This is a genomic window from Rahnella selenatireducens, from assembly GCF_046449555.1.
Classification (GTDB): Bacteria; Pseudomonadota; Gammaproteobacteria; order Enterobacterales; family Enterobacteriaceae; genus Rahnella; species Rahnella selenatireducens.
Genome location: NZ_JBKEZJ010000001.1, coordinates 583,257 through 607,670, shown reverse-complemented (window position 1 = coordinate 607,670; position 24,414 = coordinate 583,257). Strand labels below are relative to the sequence as shown.

General features: G+C 50.8%; 23 protein-coding genes and 1 other RNA gene. 12 read left to right on the top strand and 12 right to left on the bottom strand.

The features are described 5' to 3' along the window. Positions 1-108: 108 nt before the first annotated feature. Positions 109-1,152, bottom strand: a complete 1,044-nt coding sequence (locus ACLBVC_RS02935) for a PLP-dependent cysteine synthase family protein (RefSeq protein ID WP_410147953.1) — start codon at positions 1,150-1,152, stop codon at positions 109-111. A 120-nt stretch (positions 1,153-1,272) separates the two neighbouring features. Between ACLBVC_RS02935 and ACLBVC_RS02930 the strand changes: the two genes are divergently transcribed. The 5 genes from ACLBVC_RS02930 (at position 1,273) to amtB (ending at position 7,484) form a co-directional block, all read left to right on the top strand. Then, positions 1,273-1,728: an Lrp/AsnC family transcriptional regulator gene (locus ACLBVC_RS02930; RefSeq protein ID WP_104923057.1), complete on the top strand. Its 456-nt coding sequence runs from the start codon at positions 1,273-1,275 to the stop codon at positions 1,726-1,728. Positions 1,729-1,863: 135 nt separating this feature from the next. Further along, positions 1,864-3,636 carry a SmdA family multidrug ABC transporter permease/ATP-binding protein gene (locus tag ACLBVC_RS02925; RefSeq protein ID WP_410147952.1) on the top strand — a complete coding sequence of 591 codons (1,773 nt, stop codon included), beginning with the start codon at positions 1,864-1,866 and terminating at the stop codon, positions 3,634-3,636. Then, on the top strand, positions 3,629-5,428 hold the full coding sequence (locus ACLBVC_RS02920) for a SmdB family multidrug efflux ABC transporter permease/ATP-binding protein (RefSeq protein ID WP_410147950.1): 1,800 nt from the start codon (positions 3,629-3,631) through the stop codon (positions 5,426-5,428). Before ACLBVC_RS02925 ends, ACLBVC_RS02920 begins: the two co-directional genes overlap by 8 nt. Positions 5,429-5,770: 342 nt before the next feature. Continuing rightward, positions 5,771-6,109, top strand: coding sequence for a P-II family nitrogen regulator (gene glnK, locus ACLBVC_RS02915; RefSeq protein WP_009639071.1), 339 nt, complete (start codon positions 5,771-5,773; stop codon positions 6,107-6,109). Between the two features lie 85 nt (positions 6,110-6,194). After that, positions 6,195-7,484 (top strand): ammonium transporter AmtB, encoded by a 1,290-nt coding sequence (gene amtB / locus ACLBVC_RS02910; protein WP_101075501.1) that lies wholly within the window; start codon positions 6,195-6,197, stop codon positions 7,482-7,484. Between the two features lie 127 nt (positions 7,485-7,611). Here the strand turns inward: amtB and tesB are convergent, their stop codons facing one another. Beyond that, complete coding sequence (gene tesB / locus ACLBVC_RS02905) at positions 7,612-8,478, bottom strand: acyl-CoA thioesterase II (RefSeq protein WP_165059308.1); 867 nt, start codon at positions 8,476-8,478, stop codon at positions 7,612-7,614. Between the two features lie 244 nt (positions 8,479-8,722). On the opposite strand from tesB, the gene ACLBVC_RS02900 reads away from it, so the two are divergent. Beyond that, on the top strand, positions 8,723-9,301 hold the full coding sequence (locus tag ACLBVC_RS02900) for a YbaY family lipoprotein (protein ID WP_410147949.1): 579 nt from the start codon (positions 8,723-8,725) through the stop codon (positions 9,299-9,301). Between the two features lie 61 nt (positions 9,302-9,362). Here the strand turns inward: ACLBVC_RS02900 and ACLBVC_RS02895 are convergent, their stop codons facing one another. Then, the gene (locus tag ACLBVC_RS02895) at positions 9,363-9,671 is read right to left on the bottom strand and encodes an MGMT family protein (protein WP_410147947.1); all 309 of its coding nucleotides are present in this window, start codon (positions 9,669-9,671) and stop codon (positions 9,363-9,365) included. A 194-nt stretch (positions 9,672-9,865) separates the two neighbouring features. Between ACLBVC_RS02895 and ffs the strand changes: the two genes are divergently transcribed. Next, positions 9,866-9,962: signal recognition particle sRNA small type (gene ffs, locus ACLBVC_RS02890), an RNA gene on the top strand. Between the two features lie 128 nt (positions 9,963-10,090). Here ffs and ACLBVC_RS02885 read toward each other — a convergent pair. Together ACLBVC_RS02885 and ACLBVC_RS02880 are read right to left on the bottom strand one after the other, a co-directional pair. Further along, on the bottom strand, positions 10,091-11,440 hold the full coding sequence (locus ACLBVC_RS02885; protein ID WP_410147945.1) for an NCS2 family permease: 1,350 nt from the start codon (positions 11,438-11,440) through the stop codon (positions 10,091-10,093). A 74-nt stretch (positions 11,441-11,514) separates the two neighbouring features. Then, positions 11,515-13,302, bottom strand: a complete 1,788-nt coding sequence (locus ACLBVC_RS02880; protein ID WP_410147944.1) for an adenine deaminase — start codon at positions 13,300-13,302, stop codon at positions 11,515-11,517. A 139-nt stretch (positions 13,303-13,441) separates the two neighbouring features. Here ACLBVC_RS02880 and ACLBVC_RS02875 point away from each other — a divergent pair, with 139 nt between their 5' ends. Next, a complete protein-coding gene (locus ACLBVC_RS02875) occupies positions 13,442-14,389 on the top strand; it encodes a LysR family transcriptional regulator (RefSeq protein ID WP_410147943.1) in 948 nt (315 codons plus the stop codon). Between the two features lie 83 nt (positions 14,390-14,472). Here ACLBVC_RS02875 and ACLBVC_RS02870 read toward each other — a convergent pair whose 3' ends face one another. The 3 genes from ACLBVC_RS02870 to ACLBVC_RS02860 all read right to left on the bottom strand — a co-directional run bounded on the left by ACLBVC_RS02870 (position 14,473) and on the right by ACLBVC_RS02860 (position 15,678). Then, entirely contained in the window at positions 14,473-14,676 is a 204-nt protein-coding gene (locus ACLBVC_RS02870) for an HHA domain-containing protein (RefSeq protein WP_056771138.1), read from the bottom strand. 45 nt (positions 14,677-14,721) lie between these two features. Next, positions 14,722-15,090, bottom strand: coding sequence for an Hha toxicity modulator TomB (tomB, locus tag ACLBVC_RS02865; protein WP_104923047.1), 369 nt, complete (start codon positions 15,088-15,090; stop codon positions 14,722-14,724). Between the two features lie 231 nt (positions 15,091-15,321). Then, complete coding sequence (locus tag ACLBVC_RS02860; protein ID WP_410147942.1) at positions 15,322-15,678, bottom strand: hypothetical protein; 357 nt, start codon at positions 15,676-15,678, stop codon at positions 15,322-15,324. A gap of 348 nt (positions 15,679-16,026) precedes the next feature. On the opposite strand from ACLBVC_RS02860, the gene ACLBVC_RS02855 reads away from it, so the two are divergent. Genes ACLBVC_RS02855 through ACLBVC_RS02845 form a run of 3 tightly spaced genes read left to right on the top strand, consistent with a single transcriptional unit; the run spans position 16,027 to position 18,546 of the window. Then, positions 16,027-16,788 carry a metal ABC transporter ATP-binding protein gene (locus ACLBVC_RS02855; RefSeq protein WP_410148095.1) on the top strand — a complete coding sequence of 254 codons (762 nt, stop codon included), beginning with the start codon at positions 16,027-16,029 and terminating at the stop codon, positions 16,786-16,788. Next, positions 16,785-17,642: a metal ABC transporter permease gene (locus tag ACLBVC_RS02850; protein WP_195814290.1), complete on the top strand. Its 858-nt coding sequence runs from the start codon at positions 16,785-16,787 to the stop codon at positions 17,640-17,642. The genes ACLBVC_RS02855 and ACLBVC_RS02850 overlap by 4 nt, the downstream gene beginning before the upstream one ends. A 25-nt stretch (positions 17,643-17,667) precedes the next feature. Continuing rightward, positions 17,668-18,546, top strand: a complete 879-nt coding sequence (locus ACLBVC_RS02845) for a metal ABC transporter substrate-binding protein (RefSeq protein WP_410147941.1) — start codon at positions 17,668-17,670, stop codon at positions 18,544-18,546. Between the two features lie 120 nt (positions 18,547-18,666). Here the strand turns inward: ACLBVC_RS02845 and ykgO are convergent, their stop codons facing one another. The 4 genes from ykgO to ACLBVC_RS02825 form a co-directional block, all read right to left on the bottom strand. Further along, the gene (ykgO, locus tag ACLBVC_RS02840; RefSeq protein ID WP_410147940.1) at positions 18,667-18,807 is read right to left on the bottom strand and encodes a type B 50S ribosomal protein L36; all 141 of its coding nucleotides are present in this window, start codon (positions 18,805-18,807) and stop codon (positions 18,667-18,669) included. Between the two features lie 20 nt (positions 18,808-18,827). Then, a complete protein-coding gene (locus tag ACLBVC_RS02835) occupies positions 18,828-19,082 on the bottom strand; it encodes a type B 50S ribosomal protein L31 (RefSeq protein ID WP_101075513.1) in 255 nt (84 codons plus the stop codon). A gap of 119 nt (positions 19,083-19,201) precedes the next feature. Next, positions 19,202-22,354: a multidrug efflux RND transporter permease subunit AcrB gene (acrB, locus tag ACLBVC_RS02830; protein ID WP_410147938.1), complete on the bottom strand. Its 3,153-nt coding sequence runs from the start codon at positions 22,352-22,354 to the stop codon at positions 19,202-19,204. A gap of 16 nt (positions 22,355-22,370) precedes the next feature. After that, positions 22,371-23,546 carry an efflux RND transporter periplasmic adaptor subunit gene (locus ACLBVC_RS02825; protein ID WP_410147937.1) on the bottom strand — a complete coding sequence of 392 codons (1,176 nt, stop codon included), beginning with the start codon at positions 23,544-23,546 and terminating at the stop codon, positions 22,371-22,373. Between the two features lie 141 nt (positions 23,547-23,687). On the opposite strand from ACLBVC_RS02825, the gene acrR reads away from it, so the two are divergent. Beyond that, complete coding sequence (gene acrR / locus ACLBVC_RS02820) at positions 23,688-24,335, top strand: multidrug efflux transporter transcriptional repressor AcrR (protein ID WP_410147936.1); 648 nt, start codon at positions 23,688-23,690, stop codon at positions 24,333-24,335. Positions 24,336-24,414: the final 79 nt, after the last annotated feature.

Below are 24,414 nucleotides of genomic sequence, written 5' to 3'. Positions count from 1 at the left end.
TGCGTTAGCTGCACTCTCTTACCCGAATCAGTTACTCGTGTAAGTTCATCGGGATTCGTTCATTTGCTGCCTTGTTGTAGATCGAATAATTTCGAGGAATTATAGCTATTAGTTAAGACCTTCAAGCTGGTGTGCGTACACCGAAATATCCCCGATGTTCTTCGCGACCCAGTTCTCATCAAAATAAGTATTCAGATAACGTTCGCCGCTGTCGCAAAGTAACGTGACGATTGAACCTGTCTCGCCATTTTCTCGCATTTGTTTAGCCAGTTGCAGTGCGCCCCAGACATTTGTTCCGGTTGAACCGCCCACTTTACGGCCAAGCACTTTTTCCAGCCAGTGAAGCGTCGCGACGCTGGCAGCATCAGGCACCTGCATCATACTGTCGATAACGCTGGGAATAAAAGAAGGCTCGGCGCGCGGGCGGCCAATCCCTTCGATACGGCTGCTGCACTGCGCGGTTACGCTGGCATCACGTTGCTGATAGTAATCATAAAATACTGAGTTTTCCGGATCGACAACCACCAGTTCGGTGTCATGCCCCTGATAACGGATGTAGCGGCCCAACGTGGCTGAGGTGCCGCCTGTTCCGGCGCTCATTACCAGGTATCGCGGAACCGGATGCGGCTCGCGTGACATCTGCCGGAAAATACTGTCAGCGATATTGTTGTTTCCCCGCCAGTCGGTAGCACGCTCAGCAAAGGTAAACTGATCCATGTAATGCCCGTTCAGTTCACGGGCAAGCTGTTCGGAAGCGGCGTAAATCTGACCGGAGTTTTCAACAAAGTGGCAGCGGCCGCCATAAAATTCAATCTGCTGAATTTTGCGTGGCGCGGTACAGGCAGGCATCACGGCAATAAAAGGCAGGCCGAGCAGGCGCGCGAAATAGGTCTCAGAAATAGCCGTGCTGCCCGACGATGCCTCAATGATCGGCGTATTTTCACGTATCCAGCCGTTGCACAGACCATACAAAAACAGGGAACGCGCCAGACGATGTTTCAGGCTGCCGGACGGATGCGTGCTCTCATCTTTCAGATACAGCGAAATTCCGGGGAAATCGTTCAGGGCGAGACGAATTAAATGTGTATCGGCTGAACGCTGAAAATCCGCGTCGATTTCTTTGATAGCGTGATTAACCCAGGCGTTTTGCATATTGAGAGCTCGCAGAAGAAGTTTTGTGGGATTAAGAATAACGCAAGCGGCAGAGAAATAAGTTACCCTTTAACCCATGAACTACACGTGTTGTAGAAAATTATTCTCCCGGAGTGCGTTATGGTAGATAAAATTGACCTCAGACTGTTGTCATTGTTGCAGAAGGATTGCACGCTTTCTCTGAATGAGCTGGCAGAGGCGGTAAACCTCACCACTACGCCTTGCTGGAAAAGGATAAAACGTCTCGAAGACGACGGCATTATTTGTGGAAAAGTGGCCTTGCTGGATGGCGAAAAACTCGGACTAAGCCTGACGGCGTTTGTCCTGATTAAAACTCAGCATCACAACAGTGAGTGGTATCAGCGATTTGTACAGCAGGTTGAAGCTTTTCCCGAAGTGCTCGGGTTTTACCGGATGGCGGGGGAATACGATTATTTACTCCAGGTTCAAGTTTCCGATATGAAAAGCTATGACAATTTTTACAAGCGGCTTGTGAACGGCATTCCAGGACTGAACGATGTGACCTCAAGTTTTGCGATGGAACGCATAAAATCGACCACCGCATTGCCAATTTAATGCAAAAGTTGCAGTAAAAAGTTTCATCAGAAACGCATGTTAACTCTGGTATCCTTGTCGTCCTGAAGAGAAAGCGGGGTTTATCAAACCTGCTTAACTCAATAAAATCATTATTATTTGTATGGAAAACACTGCGTGAGATTGTTTGCACAATTAGGCTGGTACTTCCGACGCGAATGGCGCCGGTATCTGGGTGCCGTGGGCTTACTGATCATTATTGCCATACTGCAATTACTACCACCCAAGCTGGTAGGCGTAATTATTGATGGCGTAACGTCAAAACAAATGTCTGCCAGTGTGCTTTTCGCGTGGCTTGGCCTGATGCTGGGCACGGCTGTTGTGGTGTATTTGTTGCGATACGTCTGGCGTGTGCTGTTATTCGGGGCGTCCTATCAGCTTGCGGTCGAACTGCGGCAGGATTTCTTCCGGCAGCTCAGCCGCCAGCATCCGGCCTTTTATCTGCGTCATCGCACTGGTGATTTAATTGCCCGTGCGACCAACGACGTTGACCGCGTGGTCTTTGCAGCAGGAGAGGGCGTTCTGACGCTGGTTGATTCGCTGGTCATGGGGCTCGCGGTGCTGATTGTAATGGCAACGCAGATTAGCTGGGAGCTGACGCTACTTTCTCTGGTGCCAATGCCGGTGATGGCGATCATCATCAAGCGCTATGGCGACCAGCTACATTCCCGTTTCAAAACGGCGCAGGCGGCATTCTCTTCATTGAATGACCAGGCGCAGGAAAGCCTCACCAGTATCCGGATGATCAAAGCTTTTGGGCTGGAGAATCATCAGTCCTCGCAGTTTGCCGATGTTGCGGCAGATACTGGCGCTAAAAACATGCGCGTCGCCCGTGTTGATGCGCGTTTTGATCCGACCATTTATGTGTCTATCGGCATGGCAAACCTGCTGGCGATTGGCGGCGGGAGCTGGATGGTGGTCAACGGTCACCTGACGCTCGGCGAATTAACCAGTTTTGTGATGTATCTCGGGCTGATGATCTGGCCGATGCTGGCGCTGGCCTGGATGTTCAATATCGTTGAACGCGGAAGTGCGGCGTACAGCCGTATCCGAAGTTTGTTGCAGGAAGCCCCTGCTGTAGCTGACGGGACAAAACCGTTACCGGCTGGCCGGGCCGTACTCGAGGCTCGGATAACCCGATTCCAATATCCTGAAAATCATCAGTCTGCACTGAATGCTGTTGAATTCACCCTCCAGCCGGGCAAAATGCTCGGGTTGTGCGGCCCGACCGGCTCCGGGAAGAGTACGCTTCTGGCTCTACTCCAACGTCAGTTTGACGTCACAGAAGGGGACGTGCGCTATCACGGGTTATCTCTTAAAGACATTCAGCTCGACGACTGGCGCGCGCGTCTGGCGATTGTCAGCCAGACACCTTTTTTGTTCTCCGACACAGTGGCGCAAAACATCGCACTTGGGCGCCCGGAAGCCACTCAGGAAGAAATTGAAGAAGCGGCGCGGCTTGCCAGCGTACATGACGATATTCTGCGGTTGCCTCAGGGATACGAAACCGAAGTCGGTGAGCGCGGCGTAATGCTTTCCGGCGGGCAAAAACAACGTATTTCCATCGCCCGTGCGTTGCTGATGAAAGCAGAAATCCTGATCCTTGACGATGCGCTGTCGGCAGTTGATGGCCGTACGGAACATCAGATCCTGCATAACTTACGGCAGTGGGGAAGTGACCGCACGGTGATTATCAGCGCTCACCGACTTTCAGCCCTGACCGAAGCAAGCGAAATTCTGGTCTTCAACCATGGAAGTATTTCGCAACGTGGGGATCACGATCAGCTCGTAGCGCATCCCGGCTGGTACCGGGATATGTTCCGCTATCAGCAGCTTGAAGCTGCGCTGGACGACGTGCCGCAGGAAATGGAGATGGAAAAACGTGGCTGAACAAAAAACAAATAAAATTCAGAAGTTATGGCCAACGCTTAAACGACTTCTCAAATACGGAAAACCCTACAGTAAGCCACTTTCCTATGCTGTCGTGATGTTGTGGGTTGCCGCCGCGGCGGAAGTGACCGGGCCTATTCTGATCAGTTTCTTTATTGATCACTATGTCGCGAAAGGGGAGTTGCCGTGGGGGAAAGTCAGCTTGCTGGCACTTTGCTTTATCTCCCTGCAATTTCTTGCCGCAAGCCTGCACTATTTTCAGGCGTTGCTGTTTAACCGTGCCGCTGTTGGCGTGGTCCAGCGTTTACGCACCGATGTGATGGACGCCGCACTCCGGCAGCCGCTCAGCGCTTTCGATACGCAGCCCGTCGGACAGCTTATTTCCCGGGTGACTAATGATACTGAAGTCATCCGTGATTTGTATGTGACTGTAGTATCTACAGTGTTGCGGAGCATCGCTCTGATTGGCGCAATGTTGATCGCGATGTTTAGTCTCGACTGGCGGCTGGCTTCTGTGGCTATTTGCATTTTCCCGGCAGTATTTGTCGTGATGGGGCTGTATCAGGTCTATAGCACGCCGGTTGTCCGCAAGGTGCGCGCTTATCTGGCGGACATTAATGACGGGTTTAACGAAGTCATTAATGGCATGAACGTCATCCAGCAATTTCGTCAGCAGAAAAGATTCGGCGAACGCCTCACGCGCGCAAGCCAGTCACACTACATGGCACGTATGCAAACGCTGAGGCTGGAAGGTTTTTTGCTGCGTCCATTGCTCAGCCTGTTTTCGTCGCTGATTCTGTGCGGCTTATTGCTGCTTTTCGGATTCAGTGCCGAAGGCTCAATTGGTGTGGGCGTGTTATATGCCTTCATTAACTATCTCGGCCGCCTCAACGAACCGCTGATTGAACTGACTTCGCAGCAATCTATTTTGCAGCAAGCGGTCGTTGCCGGTGAGCGTATTTTTGATCTGATGGACAGAACCCAGCAGCAATACGGTCCGGACGACAAATTACTCACCAGCGGAGAAATTGAAGTCATGGACGTCAGCTTCGCTTATCAGCACGACAAATGGGTGCTGGAAAATATCTCCCTGCACGTTCCGTCGCGCGGGTTTGTGGCGCTGGTCGGGCATACCGGTAGCGGGAAAAGTACGCTGGCGAATCTGCTCATGGGATATTACCCGCTTAATAAAGGTGAAATCCGCGTGGACGGACGCAATCTTGCGGACCTGTCGCATACCAGCTTGCGTAAAGGTATCGCAATGGTTCAGCAGGATCCGGTGGTGCTGGCGGAATCGGTGTTCGCCAATGTGACATTGGGGCGGGACATTGATGAAGCTCAGGTCTGGCACGCGCTGGATATCGTGCAGCTTTCGCCACTGGTGCGTGAAATGCCGGAAGGGCTGAATACGCGTCTGGGTGAACAGGGGAATAATCTTTCCGTTGGCCAGAAACAGTTGCTGGCGATGGCGCGTGTTTTGGTGCAGGCACCAGAAATTCTGATCCTTGACGAGGCAACGGCTAACATTGACTCCGGAACCGAGCAGGCAATTCAGCGTGCGCTGCGGGCTATCCGTCAGCAAACTACTCTGGTGGTGATTGCTCACCGTCTTTCAACGATTGTCGATGCCGATAATATTTTGGTATTGCATCGGGGCCAGGCGGTTGAACAAGGTAATCATTTACAGCTTCTGGCAGAAAAAGGTCGTTATTATCAGATGTATCAGTTGCAGCTCGCCGGGCAGGAACTGGCGTCAACCAGTGCGGTTATTACAGCAACAGAAAACGTATAATCTTTCAGCTGGCGCAAACTGATTGCTGCGCCAGTTCATTTCTTCCTGCCCTTTTAATCCTCCCTTTTAGCGTCTCACGCACCTGAACCATGCAGGCAAAACGTTCCGCTGAATTCCTCTGCACTAAAAAGCAGCGACAGGCACTTAAATGGTGCGTGCGGGGTTAGGATGAATACGGTCTCACAACTGTGCGCCGGGTCACGAATAATCTGAAAATGCCGTATTACGCGGGAATCGCATGAATATTTACGTGATTTCAACTCTGGCACACCCTTTGCTTTAACCATTCCGTATCGGGCGCGAGGTTTCTCGCGGCAAGCCCTTAATTCGAGGAGTGGCAATATGAAGCTGGTTACTGTGGTGATCAAACCTTTTAAGCTGGAAGACGTGCGTGAAGCACTGTCTGCTGTTGGAATTCAGGGGCTGACCGTAACAGAAGTTAAAGGTTTCGGCCGTCAGAAAGGTCACGCTGAGTTGTACCGCGGTGCGGAATACAGCGTGAACTTCCTGCCAAAAGTAAAAATCGACATTGCTATCGCTGACGATCAGCTGGATGAAGTGATCGACGTGATCAGCAAAGCGGCCTACACCGGCAAGATCGGTGATGGCAAAATTTTCGTTGCAGAATTGCAACGCGTCATCCGTATTCGTACGGGTGAAACTGACGAAGCAGCACTGTAATTTCAGGCCTTTATCTCTGATATAAATCGCTTTGATATAAATCAGGTTAGAAAAAACAGTTTTGAGAAACAGGGGTGGGTTAATAATGAAAAAACTTTTATCCATGATGGGGCTTGGCGCGGTTGCATTGCTGCCTTCGCTTGCCATGGCAGCAGCACCGGCAGCCGCAAACGGTGCTGACAACGCATTTATGATGATCTGTACTGCCTTGGTACTGTTTATGACCGTACCTGGCGTGGCATTGTTTTACGGCGGCTTACTGCGCTCTAAGAACGTTCTGTCCATGCTGACTCAGGTTATCGTGACCTTCGCGCTGGTTTGTGTTCTGTGGATCCTTTACGGCTACAGCCTCGCATTCAGTGAAGGTAACGCCTTCTTCGGCGGCTTCAGCAATGTGATGATGAAAGGCATCGGCCTGGATTCTGTCACAGGCACCTTCTCCCAGATGATTCACGTTGCGTTCCAATGTTCATTTGCCTGCATCACTGTAGCGCTGATTGTGGGCGGTATCGCTGAACGTGTTCGTTTCTCTGCGGTGCTGATTTTCACTGTGATCTGGCTGACCTTCTCTTACATCCCGATGGCTCACATGGTCTGGGCAGGCGGTTTCCTGGCGGCTGATGGCGCGCTGGACTTTGCGGGTGGTACGGTTGTTCACATCAACGCCGCTATCGCAGGTCTGGTGGGTGCATATCTGCTGGGCAAACGCGCAGGCTTTGGCAAAGAAGCGTTCAAACCACACAACCTGCCGATGGTCTTCACCGGCGCTTCAATCCTGTACGTGGGCTGGTTCGGTTTCAACGCTGGTTCTGCAAGTGCGGCGAGCTCCATTGCAGCCCTGGCATTCCTCAACACCGTTATTGCGACCGCAGGTGCAATCCTGTCTTGGACGCTGGTTGAGTGGATGGTTCGCGGTAAGCCTTCTTTGCTGGGCGCAAGCTCCGGTGCTATCGCAGGTCTGGTTGCTATCACTCCGGCGTGCGGTACTGTCGGCGTGGGTGGTGCTCTGATTATCGGTCTGGTAGGCGGCATCACCGGTCTTTGGGGTGTGGTTACCTTGAAAAAATGGCTGCGTGTGGACGATACGTGTGATGTGTTCGGTGTTCACGGCGTGTGCGGTATTGTAGGTTGTCTGCTGACTGGCGTATTCACTTCCAGCTCTCTGGGCGGTGTGGGTTATGCAGAAGGCGTCACCATGGGCCATCAGGTCTGGGTTCAGTTCTTCAGCGTCTGCGTTACACTGGTCTGGTCTGGCGTTGTGGCCTTCATCGGTTACAAAGTGGCTGACATGATTGTAGGTCTGCGTGTTCCTGAAGAGCAGGAACGTGAAGGTCTGGACGTGAACAGCCACGGCGAGAATGCTTACAACCAGTAAGTTGATTTCAGAGAAAGTAGTGCGCTAACTCTCTAATTAAGCAGTACAAAATAATAAAGATGAAAAAACAGAAGGGGCGATATCACTATCGCCCCTTTTTTATGTCTGCTTTTTGTGAAAAACGGTGTTATTCGACCGGTCTTTGGCGGATCACGCCTTCCTGCACCGTAGAAGCCACTAAAACCCCTTCGCGTGTATAGAACTGGCCGCGAACAAAACCGCGGGCGCCAGAAGCTGAGGTGCTTTCAACGGCGTACAGCAGCCAGTCGTCCATGCGGAAAGGGCGGTGGAACCACATCGAATGATCGATGGTCGCCACCTGCATTCCCGGTTCCAGGAAGCCAATGCCGTGAGGTTGTAGCGCCGTTGGCAGGAAATTGAAATCTGATGCGTAGCCCAGCAAATACTGATGGATCCGCAGATCGTCAGGCATTTCGCCGTTCGCGCGGAACCATACTGCGCGGTGTGGTTCTTCAACACTGCCCTTCAGCGGGTTATGGAATTTCACCGGACGCATCTCGATTGGCTTATGGCCGATAAACTTTTCGCGGAATTTTTCCGGGATAAGGTGCGCCAGATTTTTAGCAATATCGGATTCTGACACCAGTGATTCCGGCGGTGGCACGTCCGGCATCGTATTCTGGTGTTCGAAGCCTTCTTCCTGACTCTGAAAAGAAGCCGTCATATAAAAAATCGGCTTACCGTGCTGTACGGCTTTCACCCGACGTGCGCTGAAACTGTTGCCGTCGCGCAGGATTTCAACGTCATAAATAATCGGTTTACTGCTATCGCCCGGACGCAAAAAGTAACTGTGAAACGAGTGAATGCCACGATCGACCGGTACGGTTTGTTTGGCGGCATACAGGGCCTGACCGACAACCTGACCACCAAAGACCTGACGTAAACCCAGATCTTCACTTTGACCACGAAACAGCCCTTCTTCGATTTTTTCCAGATCTAAAAGATCCAGCAGATTTTTTAATGCCTGACTCATAGTGGCCTCATGAAAGTAACCGGTTGATGCATGCCGGGCGAAAAAAATGCGGTCTCCGGCACAGGTCTAACCTGTTAATCATAGTGGATCTTCCTGATGCTCAGAAGCCCTGTTTTGTCGTCGGGAGGAAAACTTCAGATTTTTGTGCCATGATTAATAGGTAAGCTGGTTAAAGTCACTAAATTCATCGTCGGCGTTTATTACAGCTTGTCGACAAGCGACTAATAAAAAGGGAGTACGATCAATGAAACTTTGGCAGATAGTAGGTGGAACCGCGCTGTCTCTGACTCTTGCCGGGTGCGCACCGCACCACCAGGATCCGGCGCAACAGCCCCCTGTTAATACGGCGGCCAGTCCGTCGACTGAACCTGCGATCACCGGCCCAAACGTGTCTGGTAGCGTATTTATCAATCAGCGAGTGGCTTTACCGTCTGATGCGGTTCTGACCGTCACATTGTCTGATGCGTCTATAGCGGATGCGCCTTCACGCGTGATTTCGCAGAAAGTCGCAAGAACTCAGGGTAAACAGGCGCCGTTTACGTTCATCTTGCCGTATAACCCGCAGGAAATTGCGCCAAATGCCCGCGTTTTGTTGAGCGCAGCGGTGACCGTTAATGGTCAGATGACCTTCGTCACCGACAGCATTAAGGAAGTGATTAACCATGGGCAGGGTACCCGTGCCGATCTGCAACTGGTGCCGGTTGTCGCCGTACCTGTTGCCACCAAGCCGGATGCTTCAGGTCCGCTGAGCAATCCGTCTAACCCGGGGCTGGGCACTTCGCCGGCACCGATCAGCGCAGTGCCATCGCAGTCAACTTACTGATGTAAAGACTGTCTCTCTTATTCTGGCACCGCCCCGGCGGTGCTTTTTTATGGGCGGAGTTCTACCATTTCCAGCCGTACTTCTCTAAATCGACTCTGCCTTTCTTAAAGACAATCCCTTCAGCCAGTAACGCCTGACGCTGACGTTTAAAATCTTCGCCTTGCAGGGAAATCTCGCCGTGACGGTTAATCACGCGATGCCAGGGAAGGGTGCTGCCTTCCGGAAGTTTCTTGAGTATGCCGCCGACCTGACGCGCCGCGCGCGGAGATCCTGCGAGCTGCGCCACGTTACCGTACGTAGTGACGTGTCCGTTTGGGATGGCGGCGATAATCTGGAATACGCGTTGGCGAAAGTTATCGGGTTCCGACATGACATCCTCCTCAGTGTTTGCCGGACAGTATGACGTAAAAATCGGGATTCTGTCCGGCCTGATTCAGGCGTATTGTTTAAGAAAACAACGGTTGTCGGCGGTTAACTTGCTTTTGCTCTGGTCATCACAGATAATGCCCACCGCTTCGATTCTCTTGTGCAGAGACGCGGAGCCAACAACGACAATGGGGGCCCTGTTGGTTCTCCCGCAACACTAACTTGTTAACTCGGTCAGGTCCGGAAGGAAGCAGCCATGGCAGGTGTCGTGTGTGCCGGGATGTAGCTGGCAGGGCCTCCACCAATTTCAGGCCCTTCCGTTTTACCTCTTCTGCAATACCGTTCACTTATCAAGATAAACTTTGCGTCTGCCTGAAAATATCAGGCATGGTATTTCCGCGCCTGTTATTGGGTGAAATGAAATCAGTGATGCACTAGCGTGGCGAAGTAGTACACCAGCGGAAAAGCCAGAATATACAACTCCAGCGGAACTTCGCGCCCTTTTCCTGCCACGATTTTAATGATGATGTAAAACAGTAAGCCGCCGGCGATACCGGTACCGAAGCTGTTCGAAATCAGCGTGATCATGACCATCATCAGCACCGGTAACGCATCGGTAAAATTGCCCAGATCAACTTTTCTCAGATTACTGAACATATTCAGGCCGATCAAAATCAGCGCTGGCGCCGTAGCTTCCTTGGGGATCATCAGCGCAACCGGCGTGAATAACAGCATAAGCAGGAACATGACCGCCGCGGCCAGCGCCGTCAGACCGGTTTTACCACCCGCTTCGGCTGCGGCGGAAGATTCAATCAACGCCGTCGCCGCAGGAATACCGACAACCGGTCCCAGTGCGGCAGCAATGGAGTCAACCATGAAAGGGCGGTTAATGTGTTTCATGTTGCCATGTTCATCCAGCAATCCGGCCTCGCCGCCGACGGCCAGCGTAGTACCCATTGTTGAAAAAAATTCAGACGCAAAAAAGATAAACAGAAATGGCAGGAAAGCGATATTGATTGCGCCTGTTAGGTCAACTTTTCCCAGCAGTGGTGCGACAGAGTGCGGCAGGGAAAGCCAGTGTTCAGGCAGATGCGTGACGCCGAACGGAATACCCGTAACAGTCGCCAGTAAAATAGCCCACAGAATGGCACCCGGCACTTTTCTTGCCTGTAATCCGATGGCAACCAGCAATCCAAGCAGGGCAATCAGCGCACCCGGCGCAGTAAAATCACCCAGCCCGAGAGCCGATGTTTTTGCGTTCGCCATTACCAGCCCGGCATTACGAAAGCCGAGAAGGGCGACAAAAATCCCGATGGACGCCGTCAGCCCTAATTTGATTGACTGCGGAACCGAGCGGGTGACAATTTCGCGTAAGCCGAACACGGTCATGATAAAGAATAAAATCCCCGACCAGCAGGCGATACCCAGCGCGACCGGCCAGGTGACGCCGTCGCCAGCCAGCGTAATACCGACCAGAACCGAGCCACCAATCCCCGGGCCCACCATAAACGGCAGGTTGGCGTAAAAGGCCATCAGCAAAGATCCGAGAACAAACACCACAATCACGCCCGTGGTAGCCGCGCCTTTGTCCATTCCGCCCACTGCCAGCAATCCCGGGATAACAACCAGCAGATACGCCGCGGCCAGAAATCCGGTTATGCCGGCCAGACATTCCGTTTTGACTTTGGTCTGGCGCTGGCGTAACTGAAAGCGGCGTTCCAGCCAGCCGCCGTCAGTCGCAGATGTGACATTTTTTACCGAACTTTCACTCATACAAACTCCCCTGAAAATGCTTTTTATAATGTTGTGCTTGCTATCATTTTTGTGTTTTTAGCGCTGAGAACGAATCAGTCATTATCGGGCCAGATTTCCAGAACCGGATTGACGATTTCACGTAAACCGCCGTCGGTCAGGCCTAAATCGGTTAAATGCGGCCCTGCGTTACACGCCAGGCAGGTGCCTTCAATCGCTTTAAAGACGCGATAAGGCGGCTCCCAGTCGGCGATCTGTGCGCTGAGTTCGCGCAGATTCTTAAATTCTTTCGCCAGCTGTTCTGCGGGCAAATCAGAAAGCATACCGGCAATCGGCATCTCAATTTTGGCCAGAAGTTTGCCGTGTTGGCTTAAAGCCATGCCGCCACCGCTGGCAATAAGCTGGTTTGTCGCCAGCACCATGTCGGCCGGTTCGCGCCCGATAACTACCAGATTGTGTGAATCGTGCGAGTAAGACGTAGCAATCGCACCGCGCAATTCTCCCCAACCTTCAAGCAGAGCCATTTTTGGCGTTGCGTCGTGCCTGCCGTGGCGATGCTGAACCCAAATCAGGCTGAAGCCATCAGGAAGCTGAACGGCGCCGTCCTGTACGCTGACCGTGACTTCACTCCACTGGGTGAACCGCGCACCTTTGATGTTACGCAGACGCGCTTTACCGCTGTTCAGACCGGGTATTTTCAGGCGGAAATCATCTTCGCTGAGCGGCTTAAGTTGCATCGTATCGCGTGGAGGAACCACGCCGCTGGCTGCCGCTGGCGTAAACAGAAGTTTGCCGTTGCTGGCAACGCGAGCGCCGGCAACATATACGGCTTCCGGATGCAGGTTTTCCAGCGAATCAAAAACGATAATGTCAGCGGTTCGGCCTGCGGCTATCAGCCCTAAATCTGAACGTTTCATGCGGATCGCCGCATTGAATGTAGCCATTCGCAACACATCTTCAACGCGCAGACCATAAGAAATGAGCAGTTTAATCAGTGCAATAAGCCCGCCTTTTTCCAGCAGATGGTCCGGTGGGACATCGTCGGTACATAACGTAATTTGCGAAGACAAATGCGGGAGCGCGAGCAGCGCGGCGGCGATGTCCGGCAACAGATAGGGATGCGAGCCGCGAATCTGAAGCGTCAGACCAGCGCGCAATTTTTCCAGGGCATCTTCTGCGGAAGTCAGTTCGTGATCGGAAGTGACGCCCGCCGCCAGATACGCCTGGAGCTGCTCGTCTTTCAGACCGCGCGCATGGCCTTCAATGAGTTTGCCGCTTTTAAGCCCTGTATCAAGGATCTCAAGCATTCTCTCGCTGCCGTTGAGCACACCGTACATGTCCATGACTTCTGCGACACCCGCCACTTCCGGCCAGCTCAGCATGGTCTGCATTTCCTGACCTTTAAAATCAGCGCCGGACATTTCCAGGCCCGGCGTTGAAGGCACGCTGGAAGGTGCCGCGCAAATTACCCGTAAGGGCAAATTCCGGCTTGCCTGAACGGCGTACTGAACGCCCGGAACGCCCAGTACATTCGCCAGTTCATGCGGATCCCAGAACACTGTAGTGGTACCCTGAGCGACGACGATTTCCGCGTATTTTTCCGGCGGCAGGTGTGAGCTTTCAATGTGGACGTGTGTATCGATTAGGCCCGGCGACAGATAGCAGCCTGTTAAATCATCTACGTTGCTGGCCTGCGTAAATTTTCCACACGGATGAACGCTGGCGATCATATTTCCGGTGATCCCGACGTCGGCTTCGCGAATTTCTCCCGTCACCATATCGATGACTTTCGTATTTATCAGAAGGCGGTCGAAAGGGATTTTCCCTAAGGCAGCGTTCACAGCCCGCTGGCGCAGGGAAGCAGAAGCGATGTTATCGGTCATTTCAGTATCCGGATTTGCAGTGTTATCGGGCTAATGTAGGCAGAGGAAACGGCTTTGCACAGATGAATTATTTTATCCGTCTATAAGATGCGGTTATGCTGAGCAAACGTTTTCTATTTTTCGCGGAAAGGCTGCAAATATGTCTGAACCCTGGCGCCGGTTGCCTGCACTCTCGCTCAAGCAAATCCAGTATTTTGTCACGCTCGCGCAGTTGCGCAGTTTTACAGAAACGGCGATCCGACTCGCAATCAGTCAGCCCGCGCTGAGCAGCGCGCTGCGGCAAATTGAATCTGTGCTGGGCGGAAAGTTGTTGCACCGGACCGCGCAGGGCGTAAGTCTGACAGAGCAGGGCGAAGCTGTTTTGCCATATGCAGAGCGCTTATTGAATACGGCGCATGGCGTATTTGATGATATGCAGCAAATTATGCGGCAGGGCGGCGACGGGACTTTGCGTATCGGGCTTGTGCCTTCGGTCAGTACACTGTTATTTCCGGCGGTTCCGCAATTATTATCCGAATATTTCCCTGATATGCGTGTGGAATTTCACGACCTGACAAACGATGCTTTATTACTGGAACTTGAGAACGGTTCTGTGGATTTTGGTATCGGAGCAACCGACAGTACTGTGCCGGGTTCTGTTGCTATTTATCCTCTGCTTGAGGATCCTTTTGTGGCAGTGATGCGGTGCGATGATGCGCTGGCAGAAGGGCATAATATTCCGTGGCGACAGCTGGCGAAAAGGGATATTGCTATGTTTTCAAAGGGAAATGTAAGCCGGCTGGTGACTTCGATGATTGAGAGTCATCGGTTTAATTTACGTGTGGGATATCGCGTAGATTTTCAGGAAACGTTGTATGGTTTAGTTCGTTCGCGGCTAGCGGTGGCAATATTACCGGAGTTATATACTGCAACACTTAACGATAAAGAATTAACGGTGATTTATTTGCAGCAGCCAACATTAAGTCGCACGGTTGCGATGATGCGGAAACCCGCGCCATTGAGATCGCCGAAAACGGAACAATGTTTTCAGTTTTTGTTGCAGACATTTCACAAGCAGATCAAACAGAAAGCAGAGGGAATTATCTGAATGAGATTGTTAAATAATTCTAACGTTATTTTGTATAAATAATAAGCGTTGGGTCGAAAATTATTTCGACCCTGCTTTATCGATCAACGTACAAATTTCCAAACGGCTACTGGGATTTTATCGTACAGCTTGTTCATCGTTAGCTCTGCTAAACGATGGTCTGCTGCCGAGTAAAACAATTCGAGTTCGTCGTCGGAAAGTTCGTACTTATTTTTTTCAATGACACGTTCAAGTGTATCAATAGTGGTGCATTTTCTTAAACGCATCAAATAGTCGATTTTGTTCATCTTCGCCTTTTCATTTTTATCTGATGACTGCATATAAATTATTACTCAAGTCTTCATCAGGGTACAGATGTAGTCCCCTGAGAACATTCTGAATAGTCGCTTCTTGGTTTTCTGCCATTGGCGTAAGTCAGAGTCGTTAATTCCATAATTGCTGAACAGGGTGTAGGTATCGTCCAGATACTCTTCAACCAGGTCACTTAAATGGGTATCATCCGGATACTTAATTTTAAAACTCATCACGAAAGACGCAATGTGTTCAATCAGTTCATTGAGCTGCAGGTTTACAGCCGAGGTTGGGTCGTTGACCCAGCCATGATGACTGTCACCCAGCGTCGCAATCCCTTCATCGTACAGCATTTCATTCAGGTAGCGTAACTGAGCGATATCGTGCCGCTTAGGCGAGTACTCATCCATATCATCCCCTCCGTAATGGTTTATTCGGTGTTGATAACACTCTGTGAGTAAACAACAAAACTTGATGGCTTACAGGAAACGGCTCTCACTACAAACGCTATGAACTTACTAAAATTTCAAAGACCATCACATTGGACAATGTCTTTGATAAGAGGTTTACACGATTTATATACGGTCGGTAATTTAAATATAATTCATTTTCAGAAAGCTGTGCAAACGTATTACTCAAACTTACAATTCGTCTGCCGGTGTTCCTTTGTTCAGTTCAATAATATCAAACTCTAAACCCGCAGGTTTAACATGGAATGTGACACTTTGCGTCATGAACTCTTCGGCATTAATGTCCAGACAACCATTGAAGACTGTCCAGCGAAAACGGTAAGTCATTGAATAATAGTTTTGGTCAATTTGCGTTATTGACACGATTTGCAAAGAATTTGGTTCATACTGCGCATTTTCTGAGAAATAACATAAATCGCCAATTAACGGAGCTTCAATTTCAGATAAATTGCAGCCAATTATCTGTTGCAGTTCCTGAAGCGTTAGAATTTTCTCATTAATATCGTAAGGGATGATTTTCTTCAACATTAATTACCTCTTACTCACTTACCTCTTCATTATTGCACATTTTTAACAGGATGTGTTTTGACCAGTGAAAAAAAATCCCGGAAAGAAATTTCATAACTTTCTGATTATAATGCAAATTACCATCAGTACATCAATTTTTACCCTTTTCTGACATTTTTTCCCGTAGCCCGGTGCTGCGGCAACCTCTGAAATCCTCCAGCTGGTAAAAAACTGAAACAGTTCACGTATTGCTCCGCAGGTTGGTTTGTGATGTTATATTATAACTATTGGAGGAGCCATGACCAAAACACTCTTTACGCTTTCTTCGCCGGTACGTTGCTTTGCTGTACTGGCTGCGCTCGTCATTTTATGGGCTGCGATTTATTGGGCGATTTCTCTACCATGATTTTTGTTAATAATGTCGAAGTCGGTTATGACCGGCAAGCGGTTGCTATGCCGCTGAACGGGCAGTTTCGAAGTGGTTCACTGACGGCCATTATTGGCGCGAACGGCGCAGGGAAATCGACGTTTCTGAAAACACTCGCCGGGCTGCAACAGTCTGTTGCGGGCGATATTACGTTTACCGGCGGCAAACGTCCGCGGCTGGCGTATTTACCGCAGCAGGCCGAACTGGATCGCGGATTTCCTATCAGTGTCTTTGATCTGGTCGCTATGGGCTGCTGGCCTCAAAGCGGTTTGTTTGGCGGAATTAACCGCCAGTCTGCTGCGGCGGTGGCAAAGGCGTTGGAGACGGTCGGCATGACAGAAATGTCACAGCTTCCTGTGGGTTCCCTTTCCGGCGGCCAGTTGCAGCGCACGCTGTTCGCGCGTTTGCTGGTTCAGCAGGCACCGTTAATTATGCTCGATGAGCCGTTTACCGGCATCGACAGCCAGACGACTGAGCTGCTGCTGAAAGTTATTGCGCAGTGGCATCAGGAAGGTAAAACCGTGATCGCGGTTTTACACGACATCTCAATGGTTGCGCGGCATTTTCCCCGCGTGCTTTATCTCAGCGCCAGTCAAAATTTGTGGGGAAGTGCGCACGACGTTCTCGGACATTTCCCTCATCAGGCTCATGCCTGCGTCTCGGCAGAACCTTTTTCTCTGGCGGCGGGAGTCGCAAATTCATGATGCTTTTTCATTTGCTGGCCGATCCCTTTATTGAATTTGGTTTTATGCGCCGTGCCTTAATCGCTTGTATCGCATTATCAATCAGCGCCACGCCGCTGGGTGTTTTCCTTTTATTACGTCGTATGAGTCTGGTTGGCGATGCACTTTCGCATGCGGTATTACCCGGTGCCGCTATCGGCTATCTGATTTCAGGCATGTCGCTGGTCGCAATGGGGATTGGCGGGTTTATCGCAGGGCTGGCGGTTGCCATGTTATCCGGGCTGGTGAGCCGCAGAACGCAGCTTAAAGAAGACGCCAGTTTTGCCGGTTTTTATCTCGGCTCGCTGGCGCTCGGTGTCACGTTGGTTTCGCTGCGCGGTTCAAGCGTAGACCTTCTGCACGTTTTGTTCGGCTCGATTCTGGCCATCGATTCTTCCGCCATGATTATGGTCGGCATTATCACCAGCCTGTCATTGCTGGTGCTGGCCTGCATTTATCGTGCTCTGGTGATTGAATCTTTCGACTCCTTATTTCTTCGCGTCAGCGCAGGGAAATGGCTGGCGGCGATCCACGGTATTTTTCTGGCGCTGGTCGTCATCAATCTGGTTGCCGGTTTCCAGATCCTTGGCACGCTGATGTCAGTCGGTTTAATGATGTTGCCTGCCGCCAGCGCACGCTTCTGGGCGCGGGATTTACCGCATACCTTACTGAGCGCCATGATCATTGGTGTCATCGCCAGCGTGGTCGGGCTGATCTGGTCTTATTACGCGTCGTTGCCGGCTGGACCGGCGATTGTGCTGAGTGCGACCGTTATTTTCTTCATTTCAGTTTTATTTGGAAAGCGTGGCGGGATGTTAACGGCCTCGCGTTGTTAAGAAGTACCACTATTAAGGGGACATGATGAAAGTATTACCTGTATCGCTCGCAGTAGCTGCCCTGCTGTCGAGCCCGCTGGCGATGGCGAAAACCGTCGACGCGGTAGCCAGTTTTTCAATTCTGGGTGACATCGTCCAGGAAGTTGGGGGCGAACACGTCAAGGTGACCACATTGGTCGGGCCGGATGGTGATCCGCACAGTTTTGAACCTTCACCTAAAGATAGCAAGGCCATCAATGCGTCTGACGTTGTGTTTGTCAGCGGTTTGGGGCTGGAAGGATGGATTGATCGACTGGTGAAAGCTTCCGGCTATAAAGGCCATCTGGTGACGGCATCTGAAGGCGTTAATTCCCGCAAAATGGAAGAAGACGGCAAGCAAATCACCGATCCTCATGCCTGGAACAGCATGGCGAACGGCGTGATTTACGCGACCAATGTGATGAATGCGTTAATCAAAGCCGATCCAGAAGATGCGGATTATTTCCGCCAGCGTGGCACGGCTTACATTGAGCAGTTACAAAAGCTGGATGCCTGGGCGAAAACGGAATTCACGGGGATCCCTCAGTCAAAACGTAAAGTGCTGACCAGTCATGACGCATTCGGTTATTTTGGTCAGGAATATGACGTCAGCTTTATGGCACCGGTCGGTTTTTCTACCGAAGCGGAAGCCAGTGCCAGTGGTGTGGCTTCACTGATTAAGCAGATTAAAGAAGAGAAAGTGAAAACTTACTTCATCGAGAACCAAACCGATCCACGTCTGGTTAAGCAAATTGCTGCCGCCAGCGGCGCGCAACCGGGCGGAGAGTTGTATCCGGAAGCCTTGTCAGGTCCGCAAGGCCCGGCAACCACTTACGTGAAAGCTTTCAGACATAACGTTGAGACGATTGTCGCCAGCATGAAATAAGATTTCCCTCCTCACGGTTATGCTGTGAGGAGGTTTACATCATGTCTTAATCATAGAAAAAGCCCCGTCGGGCAAGCGGCGGGGGCTTTTATTTTATGGGCAACGGGGCAGTAGAAAATATTAACGTTTCTTCTTTTTACCCTGTACAGCTTTGAAGCGTGGATTGCTTTTGCAAATCACGTAAATCCGGCCTTTACGGCGGACTATGCGGCAATCCGGATGTCGGTTTTTAGCCGACCGTAATGAACTGAGTACTTGCATTTCATTTTCCCTGAAGTTGTTTATTTCTTACCGAGGAAGCTGCCAAAACGTTGATTGAAGCGCGCGGTACTGCCTTCTTTTGAATATTCTTTCTGCTTACCGGTGTAGTACGGATGTGATGCTGATGAGACTTCAATCGTCACATACGGATACGTTGCGCCTTCCAGCTCAATGGTTCGGTCAGTAGAAATGGTTGAACCGACTTTGAAATATTCGTCTGCGCTGGTGTCGTGAAAAACCACAGTGCGGTAAGCAGGATGGATCGCGGGTTTCATAATGCCTCTAAATGTTATGTTATACTATAACAATTAGTATGCACCGATCTGTTTTCCTGTTCAACACCCAGGCGAAAAAAAAGGCCGCATAAGCGGCCTTTTCTGTGGGGCGGATCCTGTTACAGCGTCGGATGCTCTACTTTATGGGTGTGTTCGATGTCTTCGTTCTTCTTACCAAAGCGGCGGCGAACCACCACGAAGAAGACCGGAACAAAGAAGATCGCCAGCAGCGTCGCTGTGATCATCCCGCCCATTACGCCGGTACCTACTGCGTTCTGAGAACCGGAACCTGCACCGGAGCTGATAACCAGCGGCATTACACCGAGGATAAAGGCCAGTGAGGTCATCAGAATCGGCCGCAGACGCATACGAACTGCCTCCAGCGTTGATTCGATGAGACCTTTGCCTTCCTTATCCATCAGGTCTTTAGCGAATTCGACAATCAATATGGCGTTCTTCGCAGACAACCCGATGGTGGTCAACAGACCTACCTGGAAGTAAACGTCGTTGCTCAGACCACGCATTGTTGCCGCCAGAAGCGCACCGACGACACCGAGTGGAACGACCAGCATAACCGAGAACGGTATTGACCAGCTTTCATACAGTGCTGCCAGACACAGGAAGACGACAATCAGAGATATTGCGTACAACGCCGGAGCCTGGTTACCGGATAGACGTTCCTGATAAGACAAACCTGTCCAGTCGTAGCCGATACCGTTTGGCAGTTTAGAAGCCAGAGACTCCATCATTGCCATTGCGTCACCACTACTTTTACCCGGAGCAGGCTGGCCCAGCAGTTCCATCGATGGCAGACCGTTATAACGTTCCAGACGTGGTGAACCGTATTCCCATTTGGCACTCGAGAATGCAGAGAACGGCACCATCTGACCTGCGCTACCGCGGACATACAGATTATTAATATCAGATGGCAGCATGCGGTATTTATTTTCAGCCTGCACGTACACTTTCTTCACACGGCCACGGTCGATGAAGTCGTTCACGTAGCTACCACCAATCGAAGCACCTAATGTGGTGTTGATGTCGGAAATCGAAACGCCCAGTGCCGTTGCTTTTTCCTGATCGATCTCGATTTTGAACTGTGGTGTATCTTCCAGACCGTTTGGACGAACCTGAGTCAGCAAGTCCGGATGTTGAGCTATCATGCCCAGCAACTGGTTACGTGCCTGTGTCAGTTTGTCATGCCCAAGGTTAGCCTGGTCAATCAGCTGGAAGTCGAAGCCTGTCGCCGTACCTAACTCAACGATTGCCGGTAAGTTGAACGGGAACACCAGTGCATCTTTAATGGTGCTGAAGGCACCCATAGCGCGGCCTGCAATTGCAGGAACTTTGTTTTCAGAGCCGCTACGCTCAGACCAGTCTTTCAGACTGACGAACGCGATGCCCGTGTTCTGACCACGACCCGCAAAGCCAAAGCCGTTAACGGTAAACACGGAGTTCACGTTAGCTTTTTCTTTGGTCAGGTAATAGTTGCTGACTTCATCGAGCACTTTCTGCGTACGTTCCTGAGTCGCACCTGCTGGCAACTGCGCCATGGTCAGGAATACGCCCTGATCCTCTTCCGGCAGGAAGGAGGTTGGCAGGCGGATAAACAGGAACGCCATGCCGACTACGATCAGCAGATAAATCACCAGATAACGACCGGTGCTGCGCAGAATGTTGCCTACGCTGTCGGTGTAGTGGTGCGTGCTTTGTTCGAATTTCTTGTTAAACCAGCCGAAGAAACCTTTCTTCTCGTGATGCTCGCCTTTGGCAACTGGCTTAAGCATGGTTGCACACAGTGCAGGCGTCAGGATCATCGCCACCAGAACTGACAGCACCATGGCCGAAACGATAGTGATGGAGAACTGACGGTAGATAACACCGGTCGAACCGCCGAAGAAGGCCATCGGGATGAATACTGCGGACAGCACCATCGCGATACCCACCAGTGCACCCTGGATTTGCTCCATGGATTTCTTGGTGGCTTCTTTCGGCGGCAGGCCTTCTTCGACCATGACACGCTCGACGTTTTCTACCACCACGATGGCGTCATCGACGAGCAAGCCTATCGCGAGCACCATCCCGAACATCGTCAGCGTGTTTATCGAGTACCCGAAGGCTGCCAGAATCGCAAATGTACCGAGCAATACCACCGGAACCGCAATGGTTGGGATCAACGTTGCGCGGAAGTTTTGCAGGAACAGGAACATAACCAGGAACACCAGAACGATTGCTTCGAACAGTGTTTTACCCACTTCCTTGATCGAGATTTTAACGAACGGTGTTGTGTCATATGGATAAACAACTTCTAAGCCTGCCGGGAAGAATGGCTGAAGCTTAGCCAGCGTTGCCTTGACCGATGCGGCTGTATCAAGGGCGTTAGCGCCGGTTGCCAGTTTGATCCCTAAACCTGATGCCGGTTGTCCGTTGAAGCGGGCAATAACGTCGTAGTTTTCGCCGCCCAGTTCAATTTTAGCCACATCTTTCAGGCGAACCTGAGAGCCGTCCTGATTTACTTTCAGAATGATTTTGCCGAATTCATCCGCGGACTTCAGACGGGTCTGCGCCACGATAGAGGAGTTCAGCTGCTGACCAGGAACCGGCGGTGTACCACCGAGCTGACCTGCTGCAATCTGGTTGTTCTGAATTTTGATCGCGTTGATGACATCAACCGGCGTCAGCTGGTAGTTGTTCAGTTTGTTTGGGTCCATCCAGATACGCATAGCGTACTGGGCACCAAACAGCTGAACGTCACCCACACCCGCAGTACGGCTGATAGGGTCTTTGATGTTCGAACCGACGTAGTCGGCGATGTCATCCTGGGTCATCGAACCGTTGTTGGAAATAAAGCCCGCGACCATCAGGAAGCTGCTGCTCGATTTCTCAACGGAGATACCCTGTTGCTGAACTTCCTGCGGCAGCAACGGCGTTGCCAGCTGCAGTTTGTTCTGTACCTGAACCTGCGCGATATCCGCGTCGGTACCAGAAGCAAAGGTCAGGGTGATCTGCACCGTACCAGAAGAGTCACTGGTCGACGACATGTACATCATGTTGTCGATACCGTTCATGTTCTGTTCGATAACCTGCGTGACCGTATCCTGTACCGTCTGCGCATCCGCACCCGGGTAAGTTGCGGTCAGCTGGATAGCCGGTGGTGCAACGGTTGGATACTGTGCAATAGGCAATTTAAGAATTGCCAGTGCCCCCGCCAACATGATGATGATGGCGATCACCCATGCAAAGATGGGACGATCTATAAAAAACTTAGCCATGAATTACCGGCTCCTATTAAGACTTCGTCGCTGTAGCGGGTGCTGCTGCGTTTTGATCAACTTCCTGTGCAGTAACCGGTACGCCTGGCTTAATTTTTTGCAGACCTGTCACGATAACTTTATCGCCACTTTTCAGGCCATCTGTCACGACCCATTTGTCGCCGATTGCCTGCGTTGTGGTGACAGTGCGAAGTTCAACTTTATTGTCAGCACCTACAACCATCGCTGTCGCATCACCCCGTGGGTTACGGGTGATACCTTGCTGAGGAACCAGCAGAGCGTTGTTGTTTACCCCTTCATCAAGACGTGCGCGCACGAACATGCCCGGCAGCAACGAACCTTGTGGGTTAGGGAAAATGGCACGCAACGTAATGGAGCCGGTCGTTTCATCTACGGTCACATCAGAGAATTCTAATGTACCCGCCTGTGAATATTCCTTACCGTTATCCACCAGCAGTTTGACCTGTGCTTTACCGTCAACCTGTTTCAGAGAACCGTCAGCCAGTTCCTGTTTCAGACGCAGGAAGTCATTGCTCGACTGGGTCACGTCAACATAGATAGGGTCGAGTTGTTGCACGGTCGCCATTGCGTTTGTCTGACCGGTAGAAACTAGCGCGCCTTCGGTCACAGAGGAAATACCAATACGTCCGCTGATAGGGGAGGTCACTTTGGTGTAAGCCAGATTGATACGCGCCGTTTCAACAGCCGCTTTGGCTGTCACAACAGCGGCATCGGCCTGCGCTGCGGTCGCTACAGCAGTATCGTAATCTTGCTTACTGATATAGTTGGTGCCGAGCAGAGGTTTGTAACGGGTCACTGTAAGACGAGAAATTTGCGCATTAGCCTGCGCTTTTACCAGATCGCCTTTAGCGCTGTCATACGCGGCCTGATAAGTGGCTGGATCAATTTGATATAAAGAGGTCCCGGCTTTAATTTCGCTACCTTCAACGAAGTTTCGTTTCAGAATAATGCCGCCAACCTGCGGACGTACTTCAGCGATACGGAAAGAAGCAGTACGGCCAGGAAGTTCGGTAGTCACATTAAGCGGTTCTGTTTTCAGTGTAACGACGCCTACCTGAGGGGCTTGCGGCGCACCTTGCTGGGCGTCTTTATCGTTACATCCTGTAAGTGCTAAACTTCCGGATAGCATCAGAACTACCGCCAGAGGCGTTAACCCTCTGTTTTTGTTCATAAATAAACCTCAAGTGTCCGATTTCAAATTGTCCAATGGATCACAAGACTTAAAATCCATTGCTGCGCTCTTAGTATGTGCATGCTATGTTACATACATTCAAGAATGTATGTAAATCAAACTCCCCTGAAAGATAACCCTATGGCACGAAAAACCAAATCACAGGCGCTCGAAACCAGACAACACATACTGGATGCGGCTGTGCGTGAGTTTTCTGCCCGGGGAGTATCGTCGACATCACTGACTGATATTGCGAATGCAGCCGGTGTGACGCGGGGCGCAATTTATTGGCATTTCAGGAACAAAGTGGAACTGTTTAATGCGATTTGGGAGGCCTACGAGTCCCAGATTAAAGTACTCGAACTAGAGTATCAGACAAAGTTTCCGAATAATCCACTGCGTATTTTGCGTGAAATCCTCATTTACATTCTGGTGGCTACGGTGACTGATCCTCAACGTAAAGCATTGATGGAAATTATATTCCATAAATGTGAATTTGTTGGGGAGATGACGTCAGTTCATGAAGCGCGTAAATCGCTCTACATGGAAGGATACGGTAAAATTGAACGTATTCTCGAGAGATGTATTAATGAAAAACAATTACCTGCCACGCTGGACACCCGTCAGGCTGCCGTTATTTTGCGTGCATATCTGACAGGCCTGATGGAAAACTGGTTGTTTATTCCGGAAAGTTTTGATTTACAAAGGAATTCAGAGCGATTTGTGGATACTTATCTTGATATGTTGCGCCACTCTTCTTACCTGATGCTGTCGCCCAAAATCGTGTAATCGTTTTCTCGCAATTAATAAGTCTGCAATCTTTATTGACACTTCAGCCCTGAAATTACACTTTCTGATGTTGTATTCA

Excerpts from the sequence above, each read along its gene's own strand:
- glnK (WP_009639071.1), top strand. The coding sequence starts at position 5,771 with ATGAAGCTGGTTACTGTGGTGATCAAACCTTTTAAGCTGGAAGACGTG.
- ACLBVC_RS02850 (WP_195814290.1), top strand. The coding sequence starts at position 16,785 with ATGATGCTTTTTCATTTGCTGGCCGATCCCTTTATTGAATTTGGTTTT.
- ACLBVC_RS02895 (WP_410147947.1), bottom strand. The coding sequence starts at position 9,671 with ATGTCGGAACCCGATAACTTTCGCCAACGCGTATTCCAGATTATCGCC.
- ACLBVC_RS02870 (WP_056771138.1), bottom strand. The coding sequence starts at position 14,676 with ATGAACAAAATCGACTATTTGATGCGTTTAAGAAAATGCACCACTATT.
- tomB (WP_104923047.1), bottom strand. The coding sequence starts at position 15,090 with ATGGATGAGTACTCGCCTAAGCGGCACGATATCGCTCAGTTACGCTAC.
- ACLBVC_RS02825 (WP_410147937.1), bottom strand. The coding sequence starts at position 23,546 with ATGAACAAAAACAGAGGGTTAACGCCTCTGGCGGTAGTTCTGATGCTA.
- tesB (WP_165059308.1), bottom strand. The coding sequence starts at position 8,478 with ATGAGTCAGGCATTAAAAAATCTGCTGGATCTTTTAGATCTGGAAAAA.
- ACLBVC_RS02900 (WP_410147949.1), top strand. The coding sequence starts at position 8,723 with ATGAAACTTTGGCAGATAGTAGGTGGAACCGCGCTGTCTCTGACTCTT.
- ACLBVC_RS02855 (WP_410148095.1), top strand. The coding sequence starts at position 16,027 with ATGGGCTGCGATTTATTGGGCGATTTCTCTACCATGATTTTTGTTAAT.
- ACLBVC_RS02885 (WP_410147945.1), bottom strand. The coding sequence starts at position 11,440 with ATGAGTGAAAGTTCGGTAAAAAATGTCACATCTGCGACTGACGGCGGC.
- ACLBVC_RS02835 (WP_101075513.1), bottom strand. The coding sequence starts at position 19,082 with ATGAAACCCGCGATCCATCCTGCTTACCGCACTGTGGTTTTTCACGAC.
- acrB (WP_410147938.1), bottom strand. The coding sequence starts at position 22,354 with ATGGCTAAGTTTTTTATAGATCGTCCCATCTTTGCATGGGTGATCGCC.
- ACLBVC_RS02935 (WP_410147953.1), bottom strand. The coding sequence starts at position 1,152 with ATGCAAAACGCCTGGGTTAATCACGCTATCAAAGAAATCGACGCGGAT.
- ACLBVC_RS02930 (WP_104923057.1), top strand. The coding sequence starts at position 1,273 with ATGGTAGATAAAATTGACCTCAGACTGTTGTCATTGTTGCAGAAGGAT.
- amtB (WP_101075501.1), top strand. The coding sequence starts at position 6,195 with ATGAAAAAACTTTTATCCATGATGGGGCTTGGCGCGGTTGCATTGCTG.
- ACLBVC_RS02845 (WP_410147941.1), top strand. The coding sequence starts at position 17,668 with ATGAAAGTATTACCTGTATCGCTCGCAGTAGCTGCCCTGCTGTCGAGC.
- ACLBVC_RS02875 (WP_410147943.1), top strand. The coding sequence starts at position 13,442 with ATGTCTGAACCCTGGCGCCGGTTGCCTGCACTCTCGCTCAAGCAAATC.
- ACLBVC_RS02860 (WP_410147942.1), bottom strand. The coding sequence starts at position 15,678 with ATGTTGAAGAAAATCATCCCTTACGATATTAATGAGAAAATTCTAACG.
- ykgO (WP_410147940.1), bottom strand. The coding sequence starts at position 18,807 with ATGCAAGTACTCAGTTCATTACGGTCGGCTAAAAACCGACATCCGGAT.
- ACLBVC_RS02880 (WP_410147944.1), bottom strand. The coding sequence starts at position 13,302 with ATGACCGATAACATCGCTTCTGCTTCCCTGCGCCAGCGGGCTGTGAAC.
- acrR (WP_410147936.1), top strand. The coding sequence starts at position 23,688 with ATGGCACGAAAAACCAAATCACAGGCGCTCGAAACCAGACAACACATA.